The organism is Streptococcus mitis, assembly GCF_003942685.1.
Taxonomy (GTDB): domain Bacteria; phylum Bacillota; class Bacilli; order Lactobacillales; family Streptococcaceae; genus Streptococcus; species Streptococcus mitis_CD.
Window position 1 is genome coordinate 342261 of the sequence record NZ_RJNR01000001.1, and the last position, 21939, is coordinate 364199.

A 21939-nucleotide genomic window follows, 5' to 3' on the forward strand; every position below is an offset into this window, starting at 1 on the left:
AATCTCTTCAAACCACGTCAGCGGCGCCTTACCGTACTCAAGTACAGCTTACGGCTATCTTCCTAGTTTGCTCTTTGATTTTCATTGAGTATTCATAAACAAAAATCCCACCTGAATTGGTGGGTTTTCTTGTGCACTATTTTCCAAAAATCTCTTTGAGATCTGCGTCTGTAATCCCAATCATGGCTGGGATGCTGTCCCAGTTTTCTTCGGTTAGGATGTAGAATTTTTCAGAGGCACTTGATGTGGCAGTTTCTGAGACAGTTTGTTGCTTTTCTTCAACATTCTCCAATAAATCACTGAAGCGTTCAATCAGATAGGTTTTTCGGGCAGTTCCGATATGTTGGGTGGCATAGTCGAAGGCCTGTAATTCGCCTAGTAAGATAAGCTTACTTTTGGCGCGTGTAATGGCTGTATAGATGAGATTGCGCTCCAGCATACGTCTACTAGCACTCGTGATAGGTAGGATGACAACAGGGAACTCACTTCCCTGGGACTTATGGATACTCATGGCATAGGCCAAGCGAATCTTGTACCATTCGTTACGTGGGTAAGAGACCTCATTGCCATCAAAATCAATGACAATCTCGTCTTGTTTAGACTCAGTGTATTTACCAGGAATCAGGTCTGTGATAGCTCCTAGATCCCCATTAAAGACATTGATTTCAGCATCGTTAACCAAATGAATGACCTTGTCGCCCTTACGATAGTGGCACTGGGGAGCTTCAAAACTGAGTTGGTCTTTTTGTGGTGGATTGAGCAGGTCTTGCATGAGCTGATTGATAGCATCAATCCCTGCAGTTCCTCGATACATGGGAGCCAGAACTTGGATATCACGGGCAGGGATACCACTTCTGAGGGCAGCGCCTAAGATCTTTTCAATGGTAGCAGGAATATGACCACTAGCGATTTCAAAGTAGGAACGGTCTGCTTTTTTCTGGGTGAAATCAGCTGGCAGGATGCCCTGTCTAATCTGACTAGCTAGGGTTACGATGGTTGATTCTTCACTTTGCCGATAAATTTTTTCCAAGCGAGTCTGAGGAATCAAGGGAATATGAAGCAGATCCGCTAGAACCTGTCCAGGGCTGACAGACGGTAGTTGGTCGCTGTCACCCACGATGAGGATTTTACTGCTAGAAGAGATGTTGGAGAAGAGTTGGTTGGCCAGCCAAGTATCCACCATGGAAAATTCATCTACGATGATAAAGTCAGCATCCAGATAATCTTCCAGATGACTGGTATCATCGTCCCCTGTCATTCCCAAATGGCGGTGTATGGTAGCACTAGGCAAACCTGTCAATTCATTCATGCGCCGAGCTGCTCGTCCAGTTGGAGCAGCAAGAAGAATAGGTAAGTTACTTTTTTTCCTGAGGTCAAGTCCTTCTAAGAGGGTATAAACAGCGATAATCCCATTGATAACAGTTGTCTTACCAGTACCAGGTCCACCTGTTAGGATAAAGACTTTGTTCTGGATAGCGTCACAGATAGCTTGTTTTTGAATGCTATCATACTCAATCTCCAAATCTTCTTCGACAGTAGCGATATGTTTTTGAATGGTTTTTAAATCCTGGCTCTTCTGTTTTCCTTTTTCAAGGATACGAACCAAGTGACTGCGGATACCTTCCTCGGCGAAAAAGAGGCTGTTGTCAAAAATCTTGGTATCAATCTGCTGAACCTTGTCTTCTTCGATCAGGTAGGAGAGTTCTTGGGCCACTTGGCTGGGATCCAGTTCCACGGGGCGGGAAGACTCAAGTAGGGTTAGAGTTTGTTCTAGCAGATCCCGTGCTTCAACATAGGTGTCCCCTGTTTCCATACAGGCCTGAAAAAGACTATGAACTAGACCGGCGCGGAAGCGTTCAGGAGCCTGACTTTCTATGCCTAGTTCTTCCGCTAATTGGTCAGCAATGGTAAAGCCCAAGCCCTTGATATCCTCGACTAACTGGTAGGGATAATTTTCAACCACATCAAGGGTTTCTTCCTTGTAAAAGTCTTGAATCTGAAAGGCTAGTTTGTTGGGAATACCGTAGTTGGCTAGCTTGGCCAAGACCATCTCGGTTCCGTAGTTGAGGCGGAGAGTAGAGACGAATGCCTCGCGATTTTTAGCAGAGAGTCCTGAGATACCTTCTAGCTTTTCTGGGTGTTGCAGAATTTCGTCAATGGTATTGTCGCCATAGGTATCCACAATTTTCTGAGCTGTCTTGAGACCAATTCCCTTGAAATGGCTACTTGAAAAGTACTTGACCAAGCCCTTGCTAGTTGGTTTTGCGCGTTCATATCGGCTGATTTGCAGTTGTTCCCCATACTTGGAGTGCTGGACAATTTGTCCCCAAAAGGTATAGTCTTCTCCCTCAATCACATCAGCCATGGCGCCCGTGACAATGATTTCAAAATCATCAAAATCCTCTGCGTCCGTATCGTCGATTTCTAGGAGGAGGATGCGGTAAAAATTGCTGGGATTTTCAAAAATAATCCGTTCAATGGTTCCTGAAAAATAAACTTCCATAAAATTCCTTTGTATGAATAGGTGAGAGTTGGGGGGTATTATAGTCAATAAACGATTACTTCTCACGATAGAAGAAGAGGCTGAGATTGCTGATTCTCGGCCTCTTAGGTCTCTTAAAATGTTCCGATACGGGTGATTGGCCAGAAGCGGAATTTAGCTTCCCCTGTAATATCTTTTGCTTTGAAGGTACCTACGTGACGACTGTCACTCGAAACCAAGCGGTCGTCTCCGAGGAGAAGGTATTCTCCTTCTGGGACAGTAAAGCTAAAGTTGGTATTATAGTTGACATCAACTGTGAAGGCTTGGGCTTTTTCAGCAATACTTCTAAAGAAAGTTCCTTTATTTCCTTCAAATCCCTTGCCTGAGTAGGTGCTTTGGAGTTTGTCATCCTTGAAACGTTTGATGTAGTCAGCTAGGTAAGGTTCATCTGTCTCTTTGTCATTGATGTAAAGTGTATCATTTTCGTAACGGATGGTATCGCCAGGCATTCCGATGACACGTTTGACAATGTCCTTATTGCCATCTTCCTCATGGGCAACCACGATATCAAAACGGTCAATAGGGAGATGCTTAACAACAAAGAGGATTTCGCCATCCGCTAGGGTAGGATCCATGGAATGCCCTTCTACGCGAACATTACTCCAAAAAAAGATACGACTTAAAGCTAGTAATGATAGAATCAGGAGGAACAATCCCCACTCTTTTAAGAAATTTTTAAATGAATTCATAACTTACCTTTCTAAGCGTTTTTTCGCTTTTTCAGTATTTTTAAAGTGCAGTTTGGCACAGAAGTTAAGTCCCTGCATTCCATAGGCCTGCAAAATCTGGCTAGCAACCTTATCAGAAGCCGTTCCAGCTCCACTTGGAAGTTGATAGCCCAGCTCTCGTCCCAGATTTTCAAGATTTTCTAGAAAGAGATCACGCGCAATGATAGAAGAAACTGCGACAGCCAAGTATTTGCCCTCAGCCTTTTCTTCTAAGCTGATAGGATTGCTGAAACGATTGGCCTCTTGTGCCAAGTACTTGTCATAATTTTTAGCACTGGTAAAGGCATCAATCACAATTTTCTCAGGCTGAATGCCTTTTTGAAGAAGGAGGTAGATAGCCTGGTTATGGAGGGCTACCTTAACAGAAACAGCATTGTAGCGGTCTCCGATGACCTCGTTGTACTTACTTGGTGAGAGAAGCAGTGCCTGGTGCTGAATTTTTTCTTTGAGAATAGGGGCAATCTGACGGATCTTTTGGTCGGTCAGAGTCTTAGAATCCCCCACACCGAGTTTTCTCAAGAAGGCATGCTGGTCAGGTGTGACAAAGGAAGCCACAACTGCAAGCCCACCAAAGTAGGAACCATTCCCTACCTCATCTGTCCCAATCAAAGGGAGATTTTGTCCGCTGGTTTCCTCTACAACTTGATAGCCAAAGAAACAGGCGTACTTCTCAGCTCCTTCACCCTGAAGCAAGACCTTTCCAGAAGTATAGATAGAAACCGTTGCTTGAGGTAGTCTCAAAAAGTAGCGAATATAGGGATTTTTACTGGGAGCCAGACTGGTTTGGTAGTGTTCAAGAAAAGCCTGAATCTCCTTTTCACTTGGTGTGAGTGTTATACTTGCCATAGTTTCTATTGTACCATAAAAGCAGGCAAATTTGTAAAAACTGACAAAATTAGCGAATTTTGGTATAATATCGTGAGGTGAATTTTATGGCAAATCTAAATCGATTCAAATTTACATTCGGGAAAAAATCATTAACCTTGACGAGCGAACATGATAACCTTTTTATGGAGGAAATCGCCAAGGTTGCGACAGAAAAATACCAAGCAATTAAAGAACAAATGCCTAGCGCAGATGATGAAACAATCGCTCTTTTGTTGGCAGTCAACTGTTTGTCAACTCAACTCAGCCGTGAGATTGAATTTGATGATAAGGAGCAAGAATTAGAAGAACTCCGTCACAAACTTGTGACTTGCAAGCAAGAACAGAGCAAGATTGAGGATTCCTTATGATTTCATTTCTTCTTCTATTGGTCTTGGCTTGGGGATTTTATATCGGCTATCGGAGAGGCCTGCTCTTACAGGTTTATTACCTGATTTCAGCCATGGCATCGGCTTTTGTGGCTGGCCAGTTTTATAAGGGACTTGGAGAGAAATTTCATTTGCTGCTCCCTTATGCAAATCCGCAGGAAGGTCAGGGAACTTTCTTTTTCCCATCGGATCAACTCTTTCAGTTGGATAAGGTCTTTTACGCAGGGATCGGCTACTTGCTTGTATTTGGGATTGTCTATAGCATCGGTCGTTTGCTTGGTCTCCTTTTGCACTTACTTCCTAGTAAAAAACTGGGTGGTAAGTTGTTCCAAGTTTCAGCAGGGATCTTGTCCATGTTGGTGACCTTATTTGTCTTGCAAATGGCCTTGACCATCTTGGCGACCATCCCCATGGCAGTTATACAAAATCCTCTTGAAAAGAGTATCGTCGCAAAACACATCATCCAGAGCATACCAGTAACAACCAGTTGGCTCAAACAAATCTGGGTGACAAATTTAATCGGATAAAAAGGGCAGGAGTTTTCCTAGCCCTTTGTTTACAGATTGACTCGAATCTATCAGAATGTAAAAAGCTAATACTCTTCGAAAATCTCTTCAAACCACGTCAGCTTCCATCTGCAACCTCAAAACACTGTTTTGAGCAACCTGCGGCTAGCTTCCTAGTTTGCTCTTTGATTTTCATTGAGTATACCACACCTAGACATTCAAAGACAAGGAAATAAAGATGAATAAGAAAATATTAGAAACATTAGAGTTCAATAAGGTCAAAGCCTTGTTTGAACCCCATTTGTTGACTGAGCAGGGCTTGGAGCAATTGAGACAGCTTGCTCCAACTGCCAAAGCGGATAAAATCAAACAGGCTTTTGCTGAAATGAAGGAAATGCAGGCTCTCTTTGTCGAGCAACCGCATTTTACCATTCTTGCAACTAAAGAAATCGCAGGAGTTTGCAAGCGGTTGGAGATGGGAGCGGACCTCAATATCGAGGAGTTCCTACTCTTGAAGCGCGTGCTTCTTGCTAGCCGAGAACTGCAAAGTTTTTATTCTAATCTGGAAAATGTCAGCTTGGAAGAATTAGCCCTATGGTTTGAGAAATTACACGATTTTCCGCAATTACAAGGAAATCTCCAAGCCTTTAATGATGCAGGTTTCATTGAAAATTTTGCCAGTGAAGAATTGGCGCGCATCCGTCGAAAAATCCATGATAGCGAGAGTCAGGTACGCGATGTTTTACAGGATCTGCTCAAACAAAAAGCCCAGATGTTGACAGAAGGAATCGTTGCCAGCAGAAATGGGCGTCAGGTTTTACCTGTCAAAAACACCTACCGCAATAAGATTGCTGGTGTCGTTCATGATATTTCTGCTAGTGGAAATACCGTCTATATCGAACCCCGTGAGGTGGTCAAACTGAGCGAAGGAATTGCCAGTTTGCGAGCAGATGAGCGCTATGAAATGCTTCGCATTCTCCAAGAAATTTCTGAGCGTGTTCGCCCTCATGCGGCTGAGATTGCCAATGATGCTTGGATTATCGGCCATCTAGACTTGATTCGTGCCAAGGTCCGCTTTATCCAAGAAAGACAAGCAGTCGTACCTCAGCTGTCAGAAAATCAAGAGATTCAACTGCTCCATGTCTGCCATCCTTTGGTCAAAAATGCCGTCGCAAATGATGTCCATTTTGGTCAAGATTTAACAGCGATTGTCATTACAGGTCCCAATACAGGTGGGAAGACTATAATGCTTAAAACTCTGGGCTTGACACAGGTTATGGCTCAGTCAGGTTTGCCGATTTTAGCTGATAAGGGAAGTCGTGTGGGTGTTTTTGAAGAAATCTTTGCCGATATTGGGGATGAGCAGTCTATTGAGCAGAGCTTGTCTACCTTCTCTAGCCACATGACCAATATTGTGGATATTCTTGACAAGGTTAACCAACATTCACTTTTACTCCTGGATGAGTTGGGAGCTGGTACAGACCCTCAAGAAGGAGCTGCTCTTGCCATGGCTATTCTGGAGGACCTTCGCCTGCGTCAGGTCAAGACCATGGCGACTACTCACTATCCAGAACTCAAGGCCTACGGTATTGAGACAGCCTTTGTGCAAAATGCCAGCATGGAGTTTGATACTGCAACTCTCCGCCCGACTTATCGCTTTATGCAGGGTGTTCCTGGTCGAAGTAATGCCTTTGAAATTGCCAAACGTCTAGGCCTATCTGAAGTTATTGTAGGGGATGCCAGTCAGCAGGTCAATCAGGATAATGATGTCAATCGTATCATTGAGCAACTGGAAGAGCAGACGCTAGAGAGTCGCAAACGCTTGGATAATATCCGTGAGGTGGAGCAAGAAAATCTCAAGATGAACCGTGCTCTCAAAAAACTCTACAACGAGCTCAATCGTGAAAAGGAAACCGAGCTTAACAAGGCGCGTGAACAGGCTGCTGAGATTGTAGACATGGCCCTCAGTGAAAGTGACCAGATTCTCAAAAATCTCCACAGTAAATCTCAACTTAAACCCCATGAAATCATTGAAGCCAAGGCCAAGTTGAAAAAATTGGCTCCTGAAAAAGTGGACTTGTCTAAAAATAAGGTCCTTCAAAAGGCCAAGAAAAAACGAGCTCCAAAGGTGGGAGATGATATCGTGGTTCTCAGTTACGGTCAGCGTGGTACCTTGACAAGTCAGCTTAAGGACGGCCGTTGGGAAGCCCAAGTTGGTTTAATCAAGATGACCTTGGAAGAGAAAGAATTTGACCTTGTTCAAGCTCAGCAAGAAAAACCAGTCAAGAAGAAACAAGTCAATGTTGTGAAACGAACTTCTGGGCGAGGACCTCAAGCCAGACTAGACCTTCGAGGCAAACGCTATGAAGAGGCCATGAATGAGCTAGATGCCTTTATCGACCAAGCCTTGCTTAATAATATGGCTCAAGTTGATATCATCCATGGTATCGGAACAGGTGTCATCCGTGAAGGTGTCACCAAATATCTACAAAGAAACAAACATGTCAAGAGTTTTGGCTATGCCCCACAAAATGCTGGGGGCAGTGGTGCAACTATTGTCACTTTTAAAGGATAGAAGTATTCCGAGATTTATAAAGTAAAAACTGTTGAACTAATTTTTACTAATAAACACATTGACAAAAGCCAACATTTTTTGTAAAATAAGAATCAATTAAATACCAACACCGAATGAAGTTTAATAGAAGTGGGGAATCGTTTGATTTTCCATGACTGTAAATGGACGGAACTCTGGAGAGACCGTAAAGGCACCGAAGGGGCAAGGCAGGCAACTGCTCAAACTCTCAGGTAAAAGGACAGAGCTAGGATAGACCGCTTTTTAGCATTTATCTAAGCATTCCAGAGTACATGTATCTTGCATGTGCTCTTTCTTTTGGGGTTGAAAAGATAGGAGAAGGAAATGTTAGAATTGCTTAAATCAATCGATGCTTTTGCTTGGGGCCCACCCCTCTTGATTTTATTGGTCGGGACAGGGATTTACCTAACTGCCCGTCTAGGCCTCTTGCAGGTTTTGCGTTTGCCTAAGGCCTTTCAACTCATTTTTACCAAGGATAAGGGGCATGGCGATGTATCCAGTTTTGCGGCCTTGTGTACAGCACTCGCAGCGACAGTTGGTACGGGAAATATTATCGGGGTGGCGACGGCTATCAAGGTCGGTGGCCCAGGAGCCCTCTTTTGGATGTGGATGGCTGCTTTCTTTGGAATGGCTACCAAGTATGCGGAAGGACTGCTAGCTATTAAATACCGTACCAAGGACGACCATGGTGCAGTAGCGGGAGGTCCCATGCACTATATCCTTCTAGGGATGGGAGAAAAGTGGCGTCCCCTTGCTATCTTCTTTGCCCTGGCAGGTGTCTTAGTGGCTTTATTGGGGATCGGAACCTTCACCCAGGTCAACTCGATTACAGAATCTATCCAAAATACAACGACTATTTCGCCAGCTATCACGGCTCTTGTGTTGTCTGTATTTGTAGCGATTGCAGTCTTTGGTGGACTCAAGTCCATTTCAAAGGTTTCAACTACCGTTGTTCCTTTTATGGCTATTATTTATATTTTAGGAACTCTTACAGTTATTTTCTTTAATATTGGGAAAATCCCTGCTACAATCGCTTTAATCTTGACATCCGCTTTTAGTCCGGTTGCTGCGGTAGGTGGATTTGCCGGTGCTAGCATTCGGATGGCTATTCAAAATGGTGTGGCGCGTGGTGTGTTCTCAAACGAATCTGGTCTGGGTTCTGCTCCAATTGCAGCAGCTGCAGCTAAGACAAACGAACCAGTAGAGCAAGGTTTGATTTCCATGACAGGAACCTTTATTGATACACTCATTATCTGTACTTTGACAGGTTTGACCATCTTGGTAACTGGTGTTTGGAGTGGTGATTTGAATGGAGTGGCATTGACTCAGTCAGCCTTCTCAACAGTCTTTTCACATTTTGGGCCTTCCCTCTTGACCATCTTCCTTGTACTCTTTGCCTTTACGACGATTTTAGGCTGGAACTACTACGGAGAACGTTGTTTTGAATTTCTCTTTGGTGTTCGTTTTATCTGGCTCTACCGTGTGGTCTTTGTGCTTATGGTCTTGTTGGGAGGATTTATCGAGTTGGATATGGTTTGGATTATCGCAGATATCGTGAATGCCTTAATGGCTCTGCCAAACTTGATTGCCCTCTTAGTTTTATCACCAGTCGTCATTGCTGAGACTAAAAAGTATTTTAATAAATAATGAAATCACACATTGCGTGTGATTTTTTGCATTCATAAAGAATTTTTATCGGTGCAATTTAAAATATATATTATACATGGTATAGAATCTGTGATAGACTAGGTTTCAACAAAATGAAAAGAGGTTTTATGATGACAACATTTACAATCCATACAGTAGAATCAGCACCAGCAGAAGTGAAAGAAGTTCTTGAAACGGTGCAAAAAGATAACAATGGCTATATTCCCAACCTAATCGGTCTCTTGGCAAATGCGCCTACCGCCCTTGAAGCATACCGAACTGTCGGAGCTATCAACCGTCGTAACAGCTTGACACCTGTTGAGCGCGAAGTGGTGCAAATCACGGCAGCCGTGACTAATGGTTGTGCTTTCTGCGTCGCAGGTCACACAGCCTTTTCCATCAAACAAATCCAGATGAATGATGACCTGCTTCAAGCTCTTCGCAATCGTACTCCAATCGAAACAGATCCTAAATTGGACACCCTAGCTAAGTTTACTTTGGCAGTTATCAATACCAAGGGTCGTGTAGGAGATGAAGCCTTAGCTGAGTTTTTAGAAGCTGGATACACTCAACAAAATGCCTTGGATGTGGTTCTTGGTGTCAGCCTAGCAAGCCTCTGTAACTATGCTAACAACCTAGCCAATACACCAATTAACCCAGAATTGCAACCTTATGCTTAATTCATATCTGAGTAAAAAATGAAGTCTGAAATTAACGGACTTCGTTTTTTATTCCCTCATTTAAGCGCTTTTATGCTATACTGAAACTAATATGATTATTGGAGGTTAGGATGAAAAAACTCCCTTTGGTATTTTCTGGTTGTTTGCTAGGTTTGGCAGGAGCTGGAAATCTCGTTTTAGATACGTTGCCGGTTCTGTCCCATCTTTTTAGTCTGACAGGTTTGATTTTGTGGATTTACTTTCTGCTTTTGCATCTCTTTAATTGGAAAGAAACCAAGCAAGAATTGACCAAGCCTCCTCTTTTGTCAGGGATGGCCACTTTTCCTATGGCTGGGATGATTTTATCTACTTATGTCTTTAGAGTCTTCCCTCATCTTCCTTTGGTAGCGCAAGGGCTCTGGTGGTTTTCATTTCTCTTGGATGTGGCTCTGATTGCTGGCTTCACTATCAAATTTGCCTATCCGGGGCGGAGGGTTCATGCGACTCCAAGCTGGACGGTTCTCTATGTGGGGATAGCAGTGGCAGCCTTGACTTATCCTCTGGTAGGCATCATAGAAATTGCCTATGCGACCTTGAGTTTTGGTTTTCTCCTAACCTTCTATCTCTACCCGCTTATTTATAGCGATTTAAAGAAACATCCGCTCCCACTAGCCTTGCTTGGGCAAGAAGGGATCTACTGTGCTCCCTTCTCTCTACTCTTGGCTTCTCTAGTCCGAGTTGGAGGAGCCAGCCTACCAACTTGGGTCTTAATCGTCATGATTTTGGCTTCTCAATCCTTCTTTTTCTTTGTTTTGACTCGTCTGCCCAATATTTTAAAACAAGGCTTTCAACCAGCCTTCTCAGCTCTCACCTTCCCAACCATTATCACAGCTACCTCTCTCAAGATGGCTCAGGGAATCTTGAAACTTCCATTTTTGGATTATTTGGTATTGGCTGAAACTATTATATGCCTAACTATTTTATTCTTTGTATTAGGTGCTTATCTAATTTGGTTACGAAAAAAGGTCTAGCTAGAAATAGCTAAACCTTATTTTTTATGGTTTGATAACTTCAGCTCCACCCATGTATGGACGAAGTGCTTCTGGGATGGTCACAGAACCATCTTCATTTTGGTAGTTTTCAAGAATAGCAGCCACTGTACGTCCAACTGCAAGTCCAGAACCGTTCAAGGTATGGAGCAATTTCACCTTGCCATCTGCTTCATCACGGTAACGGATTTGGGCACGACGGGCTTGGAAATCTTCTGTGTTTGAACAGCTTGAGATTTCACGGTAGGTATTTTGGGCTGGAATCCAAACTTCCAAGTCGTAAGTTTTCGCAGCTGAGAAGCCCATATCTCCTGTAGAGAGAGCAACGACACGGTATGGAAGGTTAAGTTTTTGAAGGATATTTTCAGCATTGGCTGTCATTTTTTCCAATTCTTCGTAAGATTCTTCTGGTTTGGCAAATTTAACCATTTCAACTTTGTGGAATTGGTGCAAACGAATCAAGCCACGAGTATCACGACCAGCTGAACCAGCCTCAGAACGGAATGAAGGACTCATAGCAGTAAAGTAGATTGGTAGGTCTTTACCGTCAAGGATTTCATCACGGTAGTAGTTTGTCAGAGGAACTTCTGCTGTAGGAATAAGGACATAATTGCTGTCGCTGAGTTCAAAAGTATCTTCCTTGAATTTTGGATATTGACCAGTTCCAAACATAGAATCATGGTTAACCATGTAAGGCGTGATGACTTCAGTATAGCCTTCTTTGCCATGTTCATCCAACATAAAGTTGTAGATGGCACGTTCCAAACGAGCACCGAGTCCTTTATAGAAGAGGAAACGAGCACCTGTTACCTTACCACCGCGTTCCCAGTCAAGGATACCAAGGTCTTCACCAAGATCCCAGTGAGCTTTTGGCTCGAAATCGAACTCGCGTGGAGTACCCCAACGGCGAACTTCCACATTGTCATCTTCGTCAGCCCCAACAGGAACGCTGTCAGCTGGGATGTTTGGAAGAGTAGTGGTAAATTCTGTTAATTTAGCATCGATTTCTGCCAATTCAGCATCCAAAGCTTTGACTTCAGCAGATAGGGTTTGCATAGCAGCAATCTTGTCATCTGCATTTTCCTTGTTGCGCTTAGCTTGGGCAATCTCAGCTGAAACTGTGTTGCGTTCTGCTTTTAAAGTTTCAACCTTGACCAAGATGTCACGACGTTTAGCATCGATTTCTTTCATCTCGTTCAAGACAGCAGCATCTACACCACGTGTAGCCAATTTTTCTGCGACAGCATCAAAGTCTGTACGAATACGTTTGATATCTAACATAAGAACTCCTTTATGAAAAAAGCACACCTGACAAAGCGTTGGAGTGGCAGGGCCACGGTTCCATCCAACTTCACAGGTGTGCACTTGATTGTGTATGCAATTGTTACTAACGGTAGAATTTCACCTATCCCTCCTATCTGCTCGCAGCACCCGCAGACTTTCTGAAAGAAGAAGATAACTTACTTATCCGTTGCTATGATTATACTAAAGTTTCTACTTTTTTGCAAATAGATTTTTAAATTTTTGACCAATGGTTTGAATCAGGGTTGGAAGCTTGACGACCTTGTCATTGCCCAGTTTTTCACGAGCAATTTTGAGAATGGCACCTGAGTCTTTTGAAGCAAAGAGGAATTTTCCTCTGTCTGTAAAGACTTCGAAGTGGCGACTGATTTTGCGACCAGTAACATTAGCTCCAATTTGGTTGATATGGCTCCAAGGAATCTGGATAAATTGTTCGACATTGACATCTGGGTAAAATTCCAGAGCCTGATCTCCAACAAGGAATTTCCCAACTTTCCCAGCTATAGAGAGGTAGGAAGTTCCGGTCGTATTGAGAAGCACTGTTTTGTTAAGAGATTGGGCCATGATTAGTCTTCCTTACTTTCACCGAAAAAGGCATTGTAGAGCGCTTTAATTGCTGCTTTTTCTTGGTCTTTATTGACAACAAACATGATAGAAACTTCACTAGAACCTTGAGACATCATCTGGATATTAATCTTGTTTTCAGATAGAGCACGTGTCGCAGTAGCAGTTACTCCGATATGACTCTTCATTTTTTCACCAACAATCATAATGATAGAAAGGTCGTGTTCGATTTCTGCATGGTCTACTTCAGCCTTTTGAACCAACTGACGAAGGATTTCTTCTTCCTTGATAGGAGTTAGTTCGCGAGAACGGAGGATGATTGAAAGATCGTCGATACCTGTTGGCATATGTTCCCAACCGATGTTAAGATCTTCAAGGATTTGAAGAACCTTGCGTCCAAATCCAACCTCACGGTTCATGAGGTATTTAGACATGTTGATGCTGACAAAGCCAGAGTCACCAGCAATTCCTACTACTGGGAATTCATCACTACTATGTTTTAGAACGATACGAGTACCTGGATGATCAGGATTGTTGGTATTCTTGATAACCAGAGGAATTTTTCCTCGGTAGGCAGGAAGAAGCGCTTCGTCATGAAGGACTGAGAATCCTGCATAGGCCAACTCACGCATTTCACGGTAGGTCAGCTCAGGGATTGAGTGTGGTTGGTGGATAATACCAGGGTGTGCTGCAAAGATACCATCAACATCCGTAAAGTTTTCATAGAGGTCTGCCTTAACACCGGCAGCAATGATAGAACCTGTAATGTCTGATCCTCCACGTGAGAAGGTACAGATCTGATTTTCCTTGGTAACACCAAAGAAACCAGGAATGACAAGGACTTCATTGGCATTTGTCAATTCCTCAATCTTGTCATAACTTGATGGAATGATGCGAGCGTGACCAGGTTCACTTGTGACTACAATACCAGCTTCTCTAGGGTGCACATAGCGTGCATCGATACCATTTTGATTAAAGTAGGCAGCAATCAATTTAGCATTGTTATTTTCACCGGCTGCTAGGAAAGTGTCGTAGAGAAATTCATTTTCTTCGATAGGAAGAGTAGCTAAGGCGCGAATACTTTTTGAAATTTTTTCTAAAACAGCTGGTTTAAGACCTAGTTCACTAACCATAGCAGCATAGCGGTCGATAATCCAGTTTTGGCTCTTGCTAATATCGTTACCAGCAACATAGTCGCGGTAGTATTTAATCAAGGCATCCGTAACCTTAGTATCTTCGGTATTGCGTTTCCCAGGTGCAGAAACAACTACAAAACGGCGCTCTGAATCGCTTTTTACGATGTTTAAAACTTTTTCTAATTGACTAGCAGAGGCAAGAGAGCTACCTCCAAATTTAACAACTTTCATAAGGACTCCTAAAGTAAGTATTTTATACGATTATAGCAGAAAGAAAGCCTTTTTTCAATGAAGAAAATAAGATGCGTTCTAGTATAAAGCGAGCCTTTTAAATCGGCTGAGACACTTTCAGTCGATTTTTTCTTGCTTTCTATTCCTAAAAAAGATATACTTTGAAAATAAAATAATTTAAATGGCATATAAAACAAAAAGGAGTCCTGATGGAACACATTATTTATCAGCTTGAAGAGGACTTGGCAATCCTTACCTTGAATCGTCCTGAGGTCGCGAATGGTTTTCATATCCCCATGTGTGAGGAGATTTTAGAAGCTCTGACTTTGGCAGAAGAGGATCCGGCTGTGCATTTTGTCTTAATCAATGCGAATGGCAAAGTTTTTTCAGTTGGGGGAGATTTAGTAGAGATGAAGCGGGCAGTGGATGAGGATGATATTCCATCATTGACGAAAATCGCAGAATTGGTCAATACTATTTCTTATAAAATCAAGCAAATTGCTAAACCTGTCTTGATGGAAGTTGACGGGGCTGTTGCAGGTGCCGCAGCGAATATGGCTGTTGCTGCAGATTTCTGTCTGGCAACGGATAAGGCTAAATTTATCCAAGCTTTTGTTGGAGTTGGCTTAGCTCCAGATGCAGGTGGGATTCATCTCTTGAGTCGTAGTATTGGTGTGACGCGTGCTGTTCAATTAGCTATGACAGGAGAAGCTTTAACAGCAGACAAAGCTTTAGAGTGGGGCCTAGTTTACCGTGTCTGTGAAGCTGATAAACTTGAAAAGACGAGAGAACAGCTTCTTAAAAAATTAAGACGTGGCTCAAGTAATTCCTATGCTGCCATTAAGAAGTTGGTTTGGGAGAGCCAATTCAAAGATTGGCAAGATTATGCTACTTTAGAACTGAACCTACAGGAATCACTAGCGAAAACAGAGGATTTCAAAGAGGGAGTTCGGGCTCATTCGGAAAGAAGACGACCTAAATTTACAGGAAAATAAAAAATACTTGCACCATTCTTTGAACTTTGATATAATTCTCTTGTCAAATGTTTTGATTCTAAAAGTTTTTTTGAAAAGGAGGGAAGGAAAGATTGGACTACCAACGAATTAATGAATATTTAACGTCTATATTTAACAATGTCCTCGTTATTGAGGAAGTTAGCTTGAGGGGTAGTCGTTTCAAGGATATCTCCATCAAAGAAATGCATACGATTGATGTGATTGGAAAAGTTCCAGATGTGACACCAAGTCAAGTGTCAAAAGAGTTGATGGTGACTCTTGGGACAGTTACGACTAGTTTGAATAATCTCGAACGCAAGGGTTACATTGAACGGATTCGCTCAGAACATGATCGACGTGTGGTACATCTGCATTTGACAAAGAAAGGTCGCTTGGTTCATAGGCTACATAAACGCTTCCACAAGGCCATGGTTGAAAAAATCATTGATGGTATGAGTAAGCAAGAAATGGAGGTTATGAGCAAAGGTTTGACTAATCTTTATCAATTTTTGGAGGATTTGAGATAATGGCTTTTGCAAAAATAAGCCAGGTTGCTCATTATGTGCCAGAGCAAGTGGTTACAAATCATGATTTGGCTCAGATTATGGATACCAATGATGAGTGGATTTCAAGTCGGACGGGAATACGACAAAGGCATATTTCAAGAACAGAATCTACTAGTGATTTGGCTACAGAGGTTGCTAAGAAACTGATTGCAAAAGCTGGAATCACAGGAGAAGAGCTGGATTTTATCATTCTAGCTACCATTACTCCAGATTCGATGATGCCCTCTACAGCTGCTCGTGTTCAAGCTAATATTGGTGCTAATAAGGCCTTTGCTTTTGACCTAACAGCGGCTTGCAGTGGATTTGTATTTGCTCTTTCAACTGCTGAAAAGTTTATCGCTTCTGGTCGCTTTCAAAAAGGCTTGGTGATTGGTAGTGAAACCCTCTCAAAAGCAGTCGATTGGTCAGACCGATCAACAGCTGTTTTGTTTGGAGATGGTGCTGGTGGTGTCTTGTTAGAAGCTAGCGAGCAAGAGCATTTCTTGGCAGAGAGTCTCAATAGTGATGGGAGTCGTAGCGAGTGTCTAACTTATGGACATTCAGGCTTGCATTCTCCGTTTTCAGATCAAGAAAGTGCAGATTCATTTTTGAAGATGGATGGGCGCGCAGTCTTTGATTTTGCTATTCGGGACGTAGCCAAGTCTATCAAGCAGACTATTGATGAATCTCCTATAGAGGCGACAAACTTGGATTATCTGCTACTTCATCAGGCTAATGACCGTATTTTGGATAAGATGGCTAGAAAAATCGGTGTTAACCGAGATAAAATTCCAGCCAATATGATGGAATATGGGAACACTAGTGCAGCCAGTATCCCGATTTTACTTTCAGAGTGTGTAGAACAAGGCCTCATCCGTTTAGATGGTAGCCAGACTGTTCTACTATCAGGCTTCGGTGGAGGCTTGACATGGGGCACGCTCATTCTTACAATTTAGGTAATCATGTGGTGAACACATTGTTATAAAAAACTATTTATTTTAAAGGAGTCCTATCATGGCAGTATTTGAAAAAGTACAAGAAATTATCGTTGAAGAACTTGGAAAAGACGCATCAGAAGTAACACTTGAATCAACTTTTGATGATTTGGACGCAGATTCATTGGACTTGTTCCAAGTAATCTCAGAAATCGAAGATGCTTTTGATATCCAAATCGAAGCAGAAGATGACTTGAAAACAGTTGGTGACTTGGTTGCCTACGTTGAAGAGCAAACAAAATAAGCAGAATATAAGATAGAAGGAGTAGGGAAACCCGCTCCCTCTTGTTTAGGCAATAGTTTGATTGTCAAATTATGACGGTATCGAACTATTACGTAAGCAAGAAACGATGGAGGCACTATGAAAACGCGTATTACAGAATTATTGAACATTGATTATCCTATTTTCCAAGGAGGAATGGCCTGGGTTGCTGATGGTGATTTGGCAGGGGCTGTTTCCAAGGCTGGAGGACTAGGGATTATCGGTGGGGGGAATGCCCCTAAAGAAGTTGTCAAGGCAAATATTGATAAAATCAAATCATTGACTGATAAACCCTTTGGTGTCAACATTATGCTTTTGTCTCCCTTTGTGGAAGATATTGTAGACCTCGTTATCGAGGAAGGGGTTAAGGTAGTTACAACAGGCGCAGGAAATCCAAGCAAATACATGGAGCGTTTCCATGAAGCTGGTATTACAGTTATTCCCGTTGTTCCAAGTGTTGCCCTAGCTAAACGCATGGAAAAAATCGGTGCGGACGCTGTTATTGCAGAAGGAATGGAAGCTGGGGGACACATTGGGAAATTAACAACCATGACCTTAGTGCGCCAGGTGGCTGCAGCTGTATCTATTCCTGTCATTGCTGCAGGAGGGATTGCAGATGGTGAAGGTGCTGCGGCTGGCTTTATGCTAGGTGCAGAGGCTATTCAGGTTGGAACTCGTTTTGTCGTTGCAAAAGAGTCTAATGCTCATCCAAATTACAAGGCGAAAATTTTAAAAGCTAGAGATATTGATACTACGATTTCAGCTCAACACTTTGGACATGCTGTTCGTGCGATTAAAAATCAGTTGACTCGTGATTTTGAACAAGCTGAAAAAGATGCTTTTAAACAAGAAAATCCAGATTTGGAAATTTTTGAACAAATGGGAGCGGGTGCTCTAGCCAAAGCGGTTGTTCACGGAGATGTGGATGGTGGATCTGTTATGGCAGGTCAAATTGCAGGCCTTGTTTCCAAAGAAGAAACCGTTGAAGAAATCCTAAAAGATTTGTATTACGGAGCAGCTAAGAAAATTCAAGAAGAAGCCTCTCGTTGGGCAGGAGTTGTAAGAAATGACTAAAACAGCCTTTTTATTTGCTGGCCAAGGTGCCCAGTATCTAGGTATGGGACGGGATCTCTATGATCACTACCCGATTGTCAAAGAAACGATTGATCAAGCGAGTCAGGTACTCGGTTATGATTTGCGTTATCTCATTGATACGGAAGAAGAAAAGCTCAATCAGACCCGCTATACGCAACCAGCTATTTTAGCGACTTCAGTTGCTATTTACCGTTTATTGCAAGAAAAGGGCTATCAGCCTGATATGGTTTCTGGTTTGTCTCTTGGAGAATACTCTGCCTTGGTGGCCAGCGGTACCTTGGATTTTGAAGATGCGGTTGCCTTGGTTGCTAAGCGTGGAGCCTATATGGAAGAAGCAGCCCCTGCTGGTTCTGGCAAGATGGTGGCAGTTCTCAATACACCAGTAGAGGTCATTGAGGAAGCCTGTCAAAAAGCTTCTGAACTTGGAGTGGTTACCCCTGCCAACTATAATACACCTGCACAAATCGTGATTGGTGGAGAAGTGGCTGCAGTTGACCGAGCTGTCGAACTCTTGCAGGAAGCAGGTGCCAAACGCTTGATTCCTCTCAAGGTGTCAGGTCCCTTTCATACCGCTCTCCTTGAGCCTGCTAGCCAGAAACTAGCTGAAACTCTGGCTCAGGCAAGTTTTTCAGATTTTACTTGTCCCCTAGTCGGCAATACAGAAGCTGCTGTTATGCAAAAAGAAGACATTGCTCAACTCTTGACGCGTCAGGTCAAGGAACCAGTTCGTTTCTATGAAAGTATTGCGGTTATGCAAGAAGCGGGCGTAACCAACTTTATCGAGATTGGACCGGGGAAAGTCTTGTCAGGATTTGTTAAAAAAATTGATAAGACAGCTAAACTAGCCAATGTTGAAGATCAGGCTAGTTTGGAAGATTTGCTAGAAAACAAGTAATCCCTTCTCCCATAAATACAAGAGGAAACAGGAGAAAAGAATGCAACTAAAAAATAAAAATATCTTTATTACAGGTTCGAGTCGTGGGATTGGTCTTGCCATTGCCCACAAGTTTGCTCAGGCAGGAGCCAACATTGCCTTAAACAGCCGTGGGACAATCTCAGAGGACTTGCTAGCCGAGTTTTCAAACTATGGTGTCAAGGTGGTTCCCATTTCAGGAGATGTATCAGATTTTGCAGACGCTAAGCGTATGGTTGATCAAGCTATTGCAGAGCTGGGTTCAGTAGATGTTTTGGTCAACAATGCAGGAATTACACAAGATACCCTAATGCTCAAGATGACAGAAGCGGATTTTGAAAAAGTGCTCAAGGTTAACCTGACTGGTGCCTTTAACATGACACAATCAGTCTTGAAACCGATGATAAAAGCTAGAGAAGGTGCTATCATTAATATGTCTAGTGTTGTTGGTTTGATGGGAAATATCGGTCAAGCTAACTATGCAGCTTCTAAGGCTGGTTTGATTGGTTTTACCAAGTCTGTGGCGCGTGAAGTGGCCAATCGCAATATCAGGGTTAATGCTATTGCACCTGGAATGATTGAGTCCGATATGACAGCTGTTCTATCAGACAAGGTAAAAGATGCCATGCTGGCACAAATTCCTATGAAAGAATTTGGGCAGGCAGAGCAGGTTGCAGATTTGACAGTATTTTTAGCAGGCCAAGATTATCTAACTGGTCAAGTGGTTGCCATTGATGGTGGCTTAAGTATGTAGCAGAAGCTAGAGGTAAAAAAGATGAAACTAAATCGCGTAGTAGTAACAGGTTATGGAGTAACATCTCCAATCGGAAATACACCAGAAGAATTTTGGAATAGTTTGACAACTGGAAAAATCGGAATTGGTCCAATTACAAAATTTGATCATAGTGACTTTGATGTGCATAATGCAGCAGAAATCCAAGATTTTCCTTTTGATAAATACTTTGTAAAGAAAGATACCAATCGTTTCGATAACTACTCTTTGTATGCCTTGTACGCAGCCCAAGAAGCTGTCAATCACGCAGGTCTTGATGTAGAGGCCCTTGATAAAGATCGTTTTGGTGTTATCGTGGCCTCTGGTATTGGTGGAATCAAGGAAATTGAAGATCAAGTGCTTCGTCTAAATGACAAAGGACCAAAACGTGTGAAACCATTGACCCTTCCAAAAGCCTTGCCAAATATGGCTTCAGGAAATGTTGCTATGCGTTTTGGAGCAAACGGTGTTTGTAAATCCATCAATACTGCCTGCGCTTCATCAAATGACGCGATTGGGGATGCCTTCCGCTCAATTAAGTTTGGCTTCCAAGATGTCATGTTGGTAGGTGGGTCAGAAGCTTCTATTACACCTTTTGCTATTGCTGGTTTCCAAGCCCTAACTGCTCTCTCAACTACAGAGGACCCAACTCGTGCTTCCATTCCATTTGATAAGGACCGTAATGGTTTTGTCATGGGTGAAGGTTCTGGGATGTTAGTTCTTGAAAGCCTTGAACACGCTGAAAAACGTGGAGCTACTATCCTTGCTGAAGTGGTTGGTTACGGAAATACTTGTGATGCCTACCATATGACTTCTCCTCATCCAGAAGGTCAAGGAGCTATCAAAGCCATCAAACTAGCCTTGGAGGAAGCTGAGATTTCTCCAGAGCAAGTAGCCTATGTCAATGCTCACGGAACGTCAACTCCTGCTAATGAAAAAGGAGAAAGTGGTGCGATCGTGGCTGTTCTTGGTAAGGAAGTACCTGTATCATCAACCAAATCATTCACAGGACATTTGCTGGGTGCTGCAGGTGCAGTAGAAGCTATCGTCACAATCGAGGCTATGCGTCATAACTTTGTACCAATGACAGCTGGAACAAGTGAAGTATCAGATTATATCGAAGCCAATGTCGTTTATGGACAAGGCTTGGAGCAAGAAATTCCATATGCCATTTCAAATACTTTTGGTTTTGGTGGCCACAATGCAGTTCTTGCTTTCAAACGTTGGGAGAATAAATAAGTATGAATTTAAACGATATTAAAGACTTGATGGCCCAATTTGACCAGTCAAGTTTGAGAGAATTTTCTTATAAAAATGGGACGGATGAGTTGCAGTTTAGCAAGAATGAAGCTAGACTGGTGTCTGAAGTTGCATCTCAAGCCGCTCCAGCGCCTGTTCTAGCAACACCAAGTCCAGTAGCTCCTACATCTGCTCCAGTAGAAACTGTAATAGAAGAAACTTCGTCATCAGCAGAAGCAAGCGTAGCTGCTGAGGGAGATGTTGTAGAGAGTCCACTTGTTGGGGTGGCTTACTTGGCTGCTGGTCCAGATAAACCTGCCTTTGTAACAGTTGGTGATAGTGTTAAAAAAGGTCAAACATTGGTGATTATCGAAGCCATGAAAGTCATGAATGAAATTCCAGCACCTAAGGATGGTGTGGTAACGGAAATTCTCGTTTCTAACGAAGAAATGGTTGAGTTTGGTAAAGGATTGGTACGTATCAAATGATCGATATTCAAGGAATCAAAGAAGCCCTTCCCCACCGTTATCCTATGCTACTAGTAGACCGTGTCTTGGAAGTGCGCGAGGACACCATTGTTGCCATCAAAAATGTGACCATCAATGAGCCCTTCTTTAATGGTCATTTCCCTCAATACCCTGTCATGCCAGGTGTTCTGATTATGGAAGCCTTGGCGCAAACAGCTGGTGTATTGGAGTTATCAAAACCTGAAAATAAGGGGAAACTGGTCTTTTACGCTGGTATGGATAAGGTTAAATTCAAGAAGCAAGTTGTACCAGGCGACCAATTGCTTATGACAGCGACTTTTGTAAAACGTCGTGGCACCATTGCTGTGGTTGAAGCAAAGGCTGAAGTGGATGGCAAGCTTGCGGCCAGTGGTACTCTTACCTTTGCAATAGGGAACTAAGGAGGT

At 42.8% G+C, this 21939-nt stretch carries 22 protein-coding genes and 1 riboswitch; of the genes, 16 read left to right on the plus strand and 6 right to left on the minus strand.

Annotated features, from left to right (window positions below; translation table 11 throughout):
• Positions 1–136 precede the first annotated feature (136 nt).
• From recD2 to rnhC, 3 genes are all read right to left on the minus strand, one after another.
• The gene (gene recD2 / locus D8855_RS01615) at positions 137–2503 is read right to left on the minus strand and encodes an SF1B family DNA helicase RecD2 (protein ID WP_125415609.1); all 2367 of its coding nucleotides are present in this window, start codon (positions 2501–2503) and stop codon (positions 137–139) included.
• 113 nt (positions 2504–2616) lie between these two features.
• A complete protein-coding gene (lepB, locus tag D8855_RS01620; RefSeq protein WP_020901578.1) occupies positions 2617–3231 on the minus strand; it encodes a signal peptidase I in 615 nt (204 codons plus the stop codon).
• A 3-nt stretch (positions 3232–3234) separates the two neighbouring features.
• Positions 3235–4116: a ribonuclease HIII gene (rnhC, locus tag D8855_RS01625; protein ID WP_125415611.1), complete on the minus strand. Its 882-nt coding sequence runs from the start codon at positions 4114–4116 to the stop codon at positions 3235–3237.
• Positions 4117–4202: 86 nt separating this feature from the next.
• On the opposite strand from rnhC, the gene zapA reads away from it, so the two are divergent.
• The 6 genes from zapA to D8855_RS01655 all read left to right on the plus strand — a co-directional run bounded on the left by zapA (position 4203) and on the right by D8855_RS01655 (position 10959).
• Positions 4203–4505 (plus strand): cell division protein ZapA, encoded by a 303-nt coding sequence (zapA, locus tag D8855_RS01630; protein WP_000002019.1) that lies wholly within the window; start codon positions 4203–4205, stop codon positions 4503–4505.
• Positions 4502–5050 carry a CvpA family protein gene (locus D8855_RS01635; protein WP_125415613.1) on the plus strand — a complete coding sequence of 183 codons (549 nt, stop codon included), beginning with the start codon at positions 4502–4504 and terminating at the stop codon, positions 5048–5050. Before zapA ends, D8855_RS01635 begins: the two co-directional genes overlap by 4 nt.
• Before the next feature lie 217 nt (positions 5051–5267).
• A complete protein-coding gene (locus D8855_RS01640; protein WP_125415615.1) occupies positions 5268–7604 on the plus strand; it encodes an endonuclease MutS2 in 2337 nt (778 codons plus the stop codon).
• A gap of 163 nt (positions 7605–7767) precedes the next feature.
• A riboswitch (glycine riboswitch) is annotated at positions 7768–7856 on the plus strand.
• Positions 7857–7946: 90 nt separating this feature from the next.
• Positions 7947–9269 (plus strand): alanine/glycine:cation symporter family protein, encoded by a 1323-nt coding sequence (locus tag D8855_RS01645; RefSeq protein ID WP_061589563.1) that lies wholly within the window; start codon positions 7947–7949, stop codon positions 9267–9269.
• A gap of 131 nt (positions 9270–9400) precedes the next feature.
• Complete coding sequence (locus tag D8855_RS01650; RefSeq protein ID WP_000206774.1) at positions 9401–9949, plus strand: carboxymuconolactone decarboxylase family protein; 549 nt, start codon at positions 9401–9403, stop codon at positions 9947–9949.
• Positions 9950–10059: 110 nt separating this feature from the next.
• A complete protein-coding gene (locus tag D8855_RS01655; protein ID WP_125415617.1) occupies positions 10060–10959 on the plus strand; it encodes a TDT family transporter in 900 nt (299 codons plus the stop codon).
• A gap of 24 nt (positions 10960–10983) precedes the next feature.
• Here the strand turns inward: D8855_RS01655 and serS are convergent, their stop codons facing one another.
• The 3 genes from serS to D8855_RS01670 all read right to left on the minus strand — a co-directional run bounded on the left by serS (position 10984) and on the right by D8855_RS01670 (position 14210).
• On the minus strand, positions 10984–12258 hold the full coding sequence (serS, locus tag D8855_RS01660; protein WP_023945596.1) for a serine--tRNA ligase: 1275 nt from the start codon (positions 12256–12258) through the stop codon (positions 10984–10986).
• 213 nt (positions 12259–12471) lie between these two features.
• Positions 12472–12843 (minus strand): DUF956 family protein, encoded by a 372-nt coding sequence (locus tag D8855_RS01665; protein WP_000079349.1) that lies wholly within the window; start codon positions 12841–12843, stop codon positions 12472–12474.
• 2 nt (positions 12844–12845) lie between these two features.
• Positions 12846–14210 carry an aspartate kinase gene (locus D8855_RS01670; protein ID WP_125415619.1) on the minus strand — a complete coding sequence of 455 codons (1365 nt, stop codon included), beginning with the start codon at positions 14208–14210 and terminating at the stop codon, positions 12846–12848.
• Positions 14211–14419: 209 nt separating this feature from the next.
• Here D8855_RS01670 and D8855_RS01680 point away from each other — a divergent pair, with 209 nt between their 5' ends.
• The 10 genes from D8855_RS01680 (at position 14420) to fabZ (ending at position 21933) form a co-directional block, all read left to right on the plus strand.
• On the plus strand, positions 14420–15205 hold the full coding sequence (locus tag D8855_RS01680; protein ID WP_125415621.1) for an enoyl-CoA hydratase: 786 nt from the start codon (positions 14420–14422) through the stop codon (positions 15203–15205).
• Between the two features lie 92 nt (positions 15206–15297).
• Positions 15298–15732, plus strand: a complete 435-nt coding sequence (gene fabT, locus D8855_RS01685) for a fatty acid biosynthesis transcriptional regulator FabT (RefSeq protein ID WP_000386356.1) — start codon at positions 15298–15300, stop codon at positions 15730–15732.
• On the plus strand, positions 15732–16706 hold the full coding sequence (locus D8855_RS01690) for a beta-ketoacyl-ACP synthase III (RefSeq protein WP_125415623.1): 975 nt from the start codon (positions 15732–15734) through the stop codon (positions 16704–16706). Before fabT ends, D8855_RS01690 begins: the two co-directional genes overlap by 1 nt.
• Positions 16707–16764: 58 nt before the next feature.
• Positions 16765–16989: an acyl carrier protein gene (locus tag D8855_RS01695; protein WP_000257838.1), complete on the plus strand. Its 225-nt coding sequence runs from the start codon at positions 16765–16767 to the stop codon at positions 16987–16989.
• 117 nt (positions 16990–17106) lie between these two features.
• Positions 17107–18081: an enoyl-[acyl-carrier-protein] reductase FabK gene (gene fabK / locus D8855_RS01700; protein ID WP_049500269.1), complete on the plus strand. Its 975-nt coding sequence runs from the start codon at positions 17107–17109 to the stop codon at positions 18079–18081.
• On the plus strand, positions 18074–18997 hold the full coding sequence (gene fabD, locus D8855_RS01705; protein ID WP_061589557.1) for an ACP S-malonyltransferase: 924 nt from the start codon (positions 18074–18076) through the stop codon (positions 18995–18997). Before fabK ends, fabD begins: the two co-directional genes overlap by 8 nt.
• A gap of 40 nt (positions 18998–19037) precedes the next feature.
• Positions 19038–19769, plus strand: a complete 732-nt coding sequence (gene fabG / locus D8855_RS01710; RefSeq protein WP_049492977.1) for a 3-oxoacyl-[acyl-carrier-protein] reductase — start codon at positions 19038–19040, stop codon at positions 19767–19769.
• Between the two features lie 21 nt (positions 19770–19790).
• Positions 19791–21026: a beta-ketoacyl-ACP synthase II gene (gene fabF, locus D8855_RS01715; RefSeq protein WP_050252378.1), complete on the plus strand. Its 1236-nt coding sequence runs from the start codon at positions 19791–19793 to the stop codon at positions 21024–21026.
• Between the two features lie 2 nt (positions 21027–21028).
• The gene (gene accB, locus D8855_RS01720) at positions 21029–21514 is read left to right on the plus strand and encodes an acetyl-CoA carboxylase biotin carboxyl carrier protein (RefSeq protein WP_049492973.1); all 486 of its coding nucleotides are present in this window, start codon (positions 21029–21031) and stop codon (positions 21512–21514) included.
• Complete coding sequence (fabZ, locus tag D8855_RS01725) at positions 21511–21933, plus strand: 3-hydroxyacyl-ACP dehydratase FabZ (RefSeq protein ID WP_049492970.1); 423 nt, start codon at positions 21511–21513, stop codon at positions 21931–21933. The genes accB and fabZ overlap by 4 nt, the downstream gene beginning before the upstream one ends.
• Positions 21934–21939 lie beyond the last annotated feature (6 nt).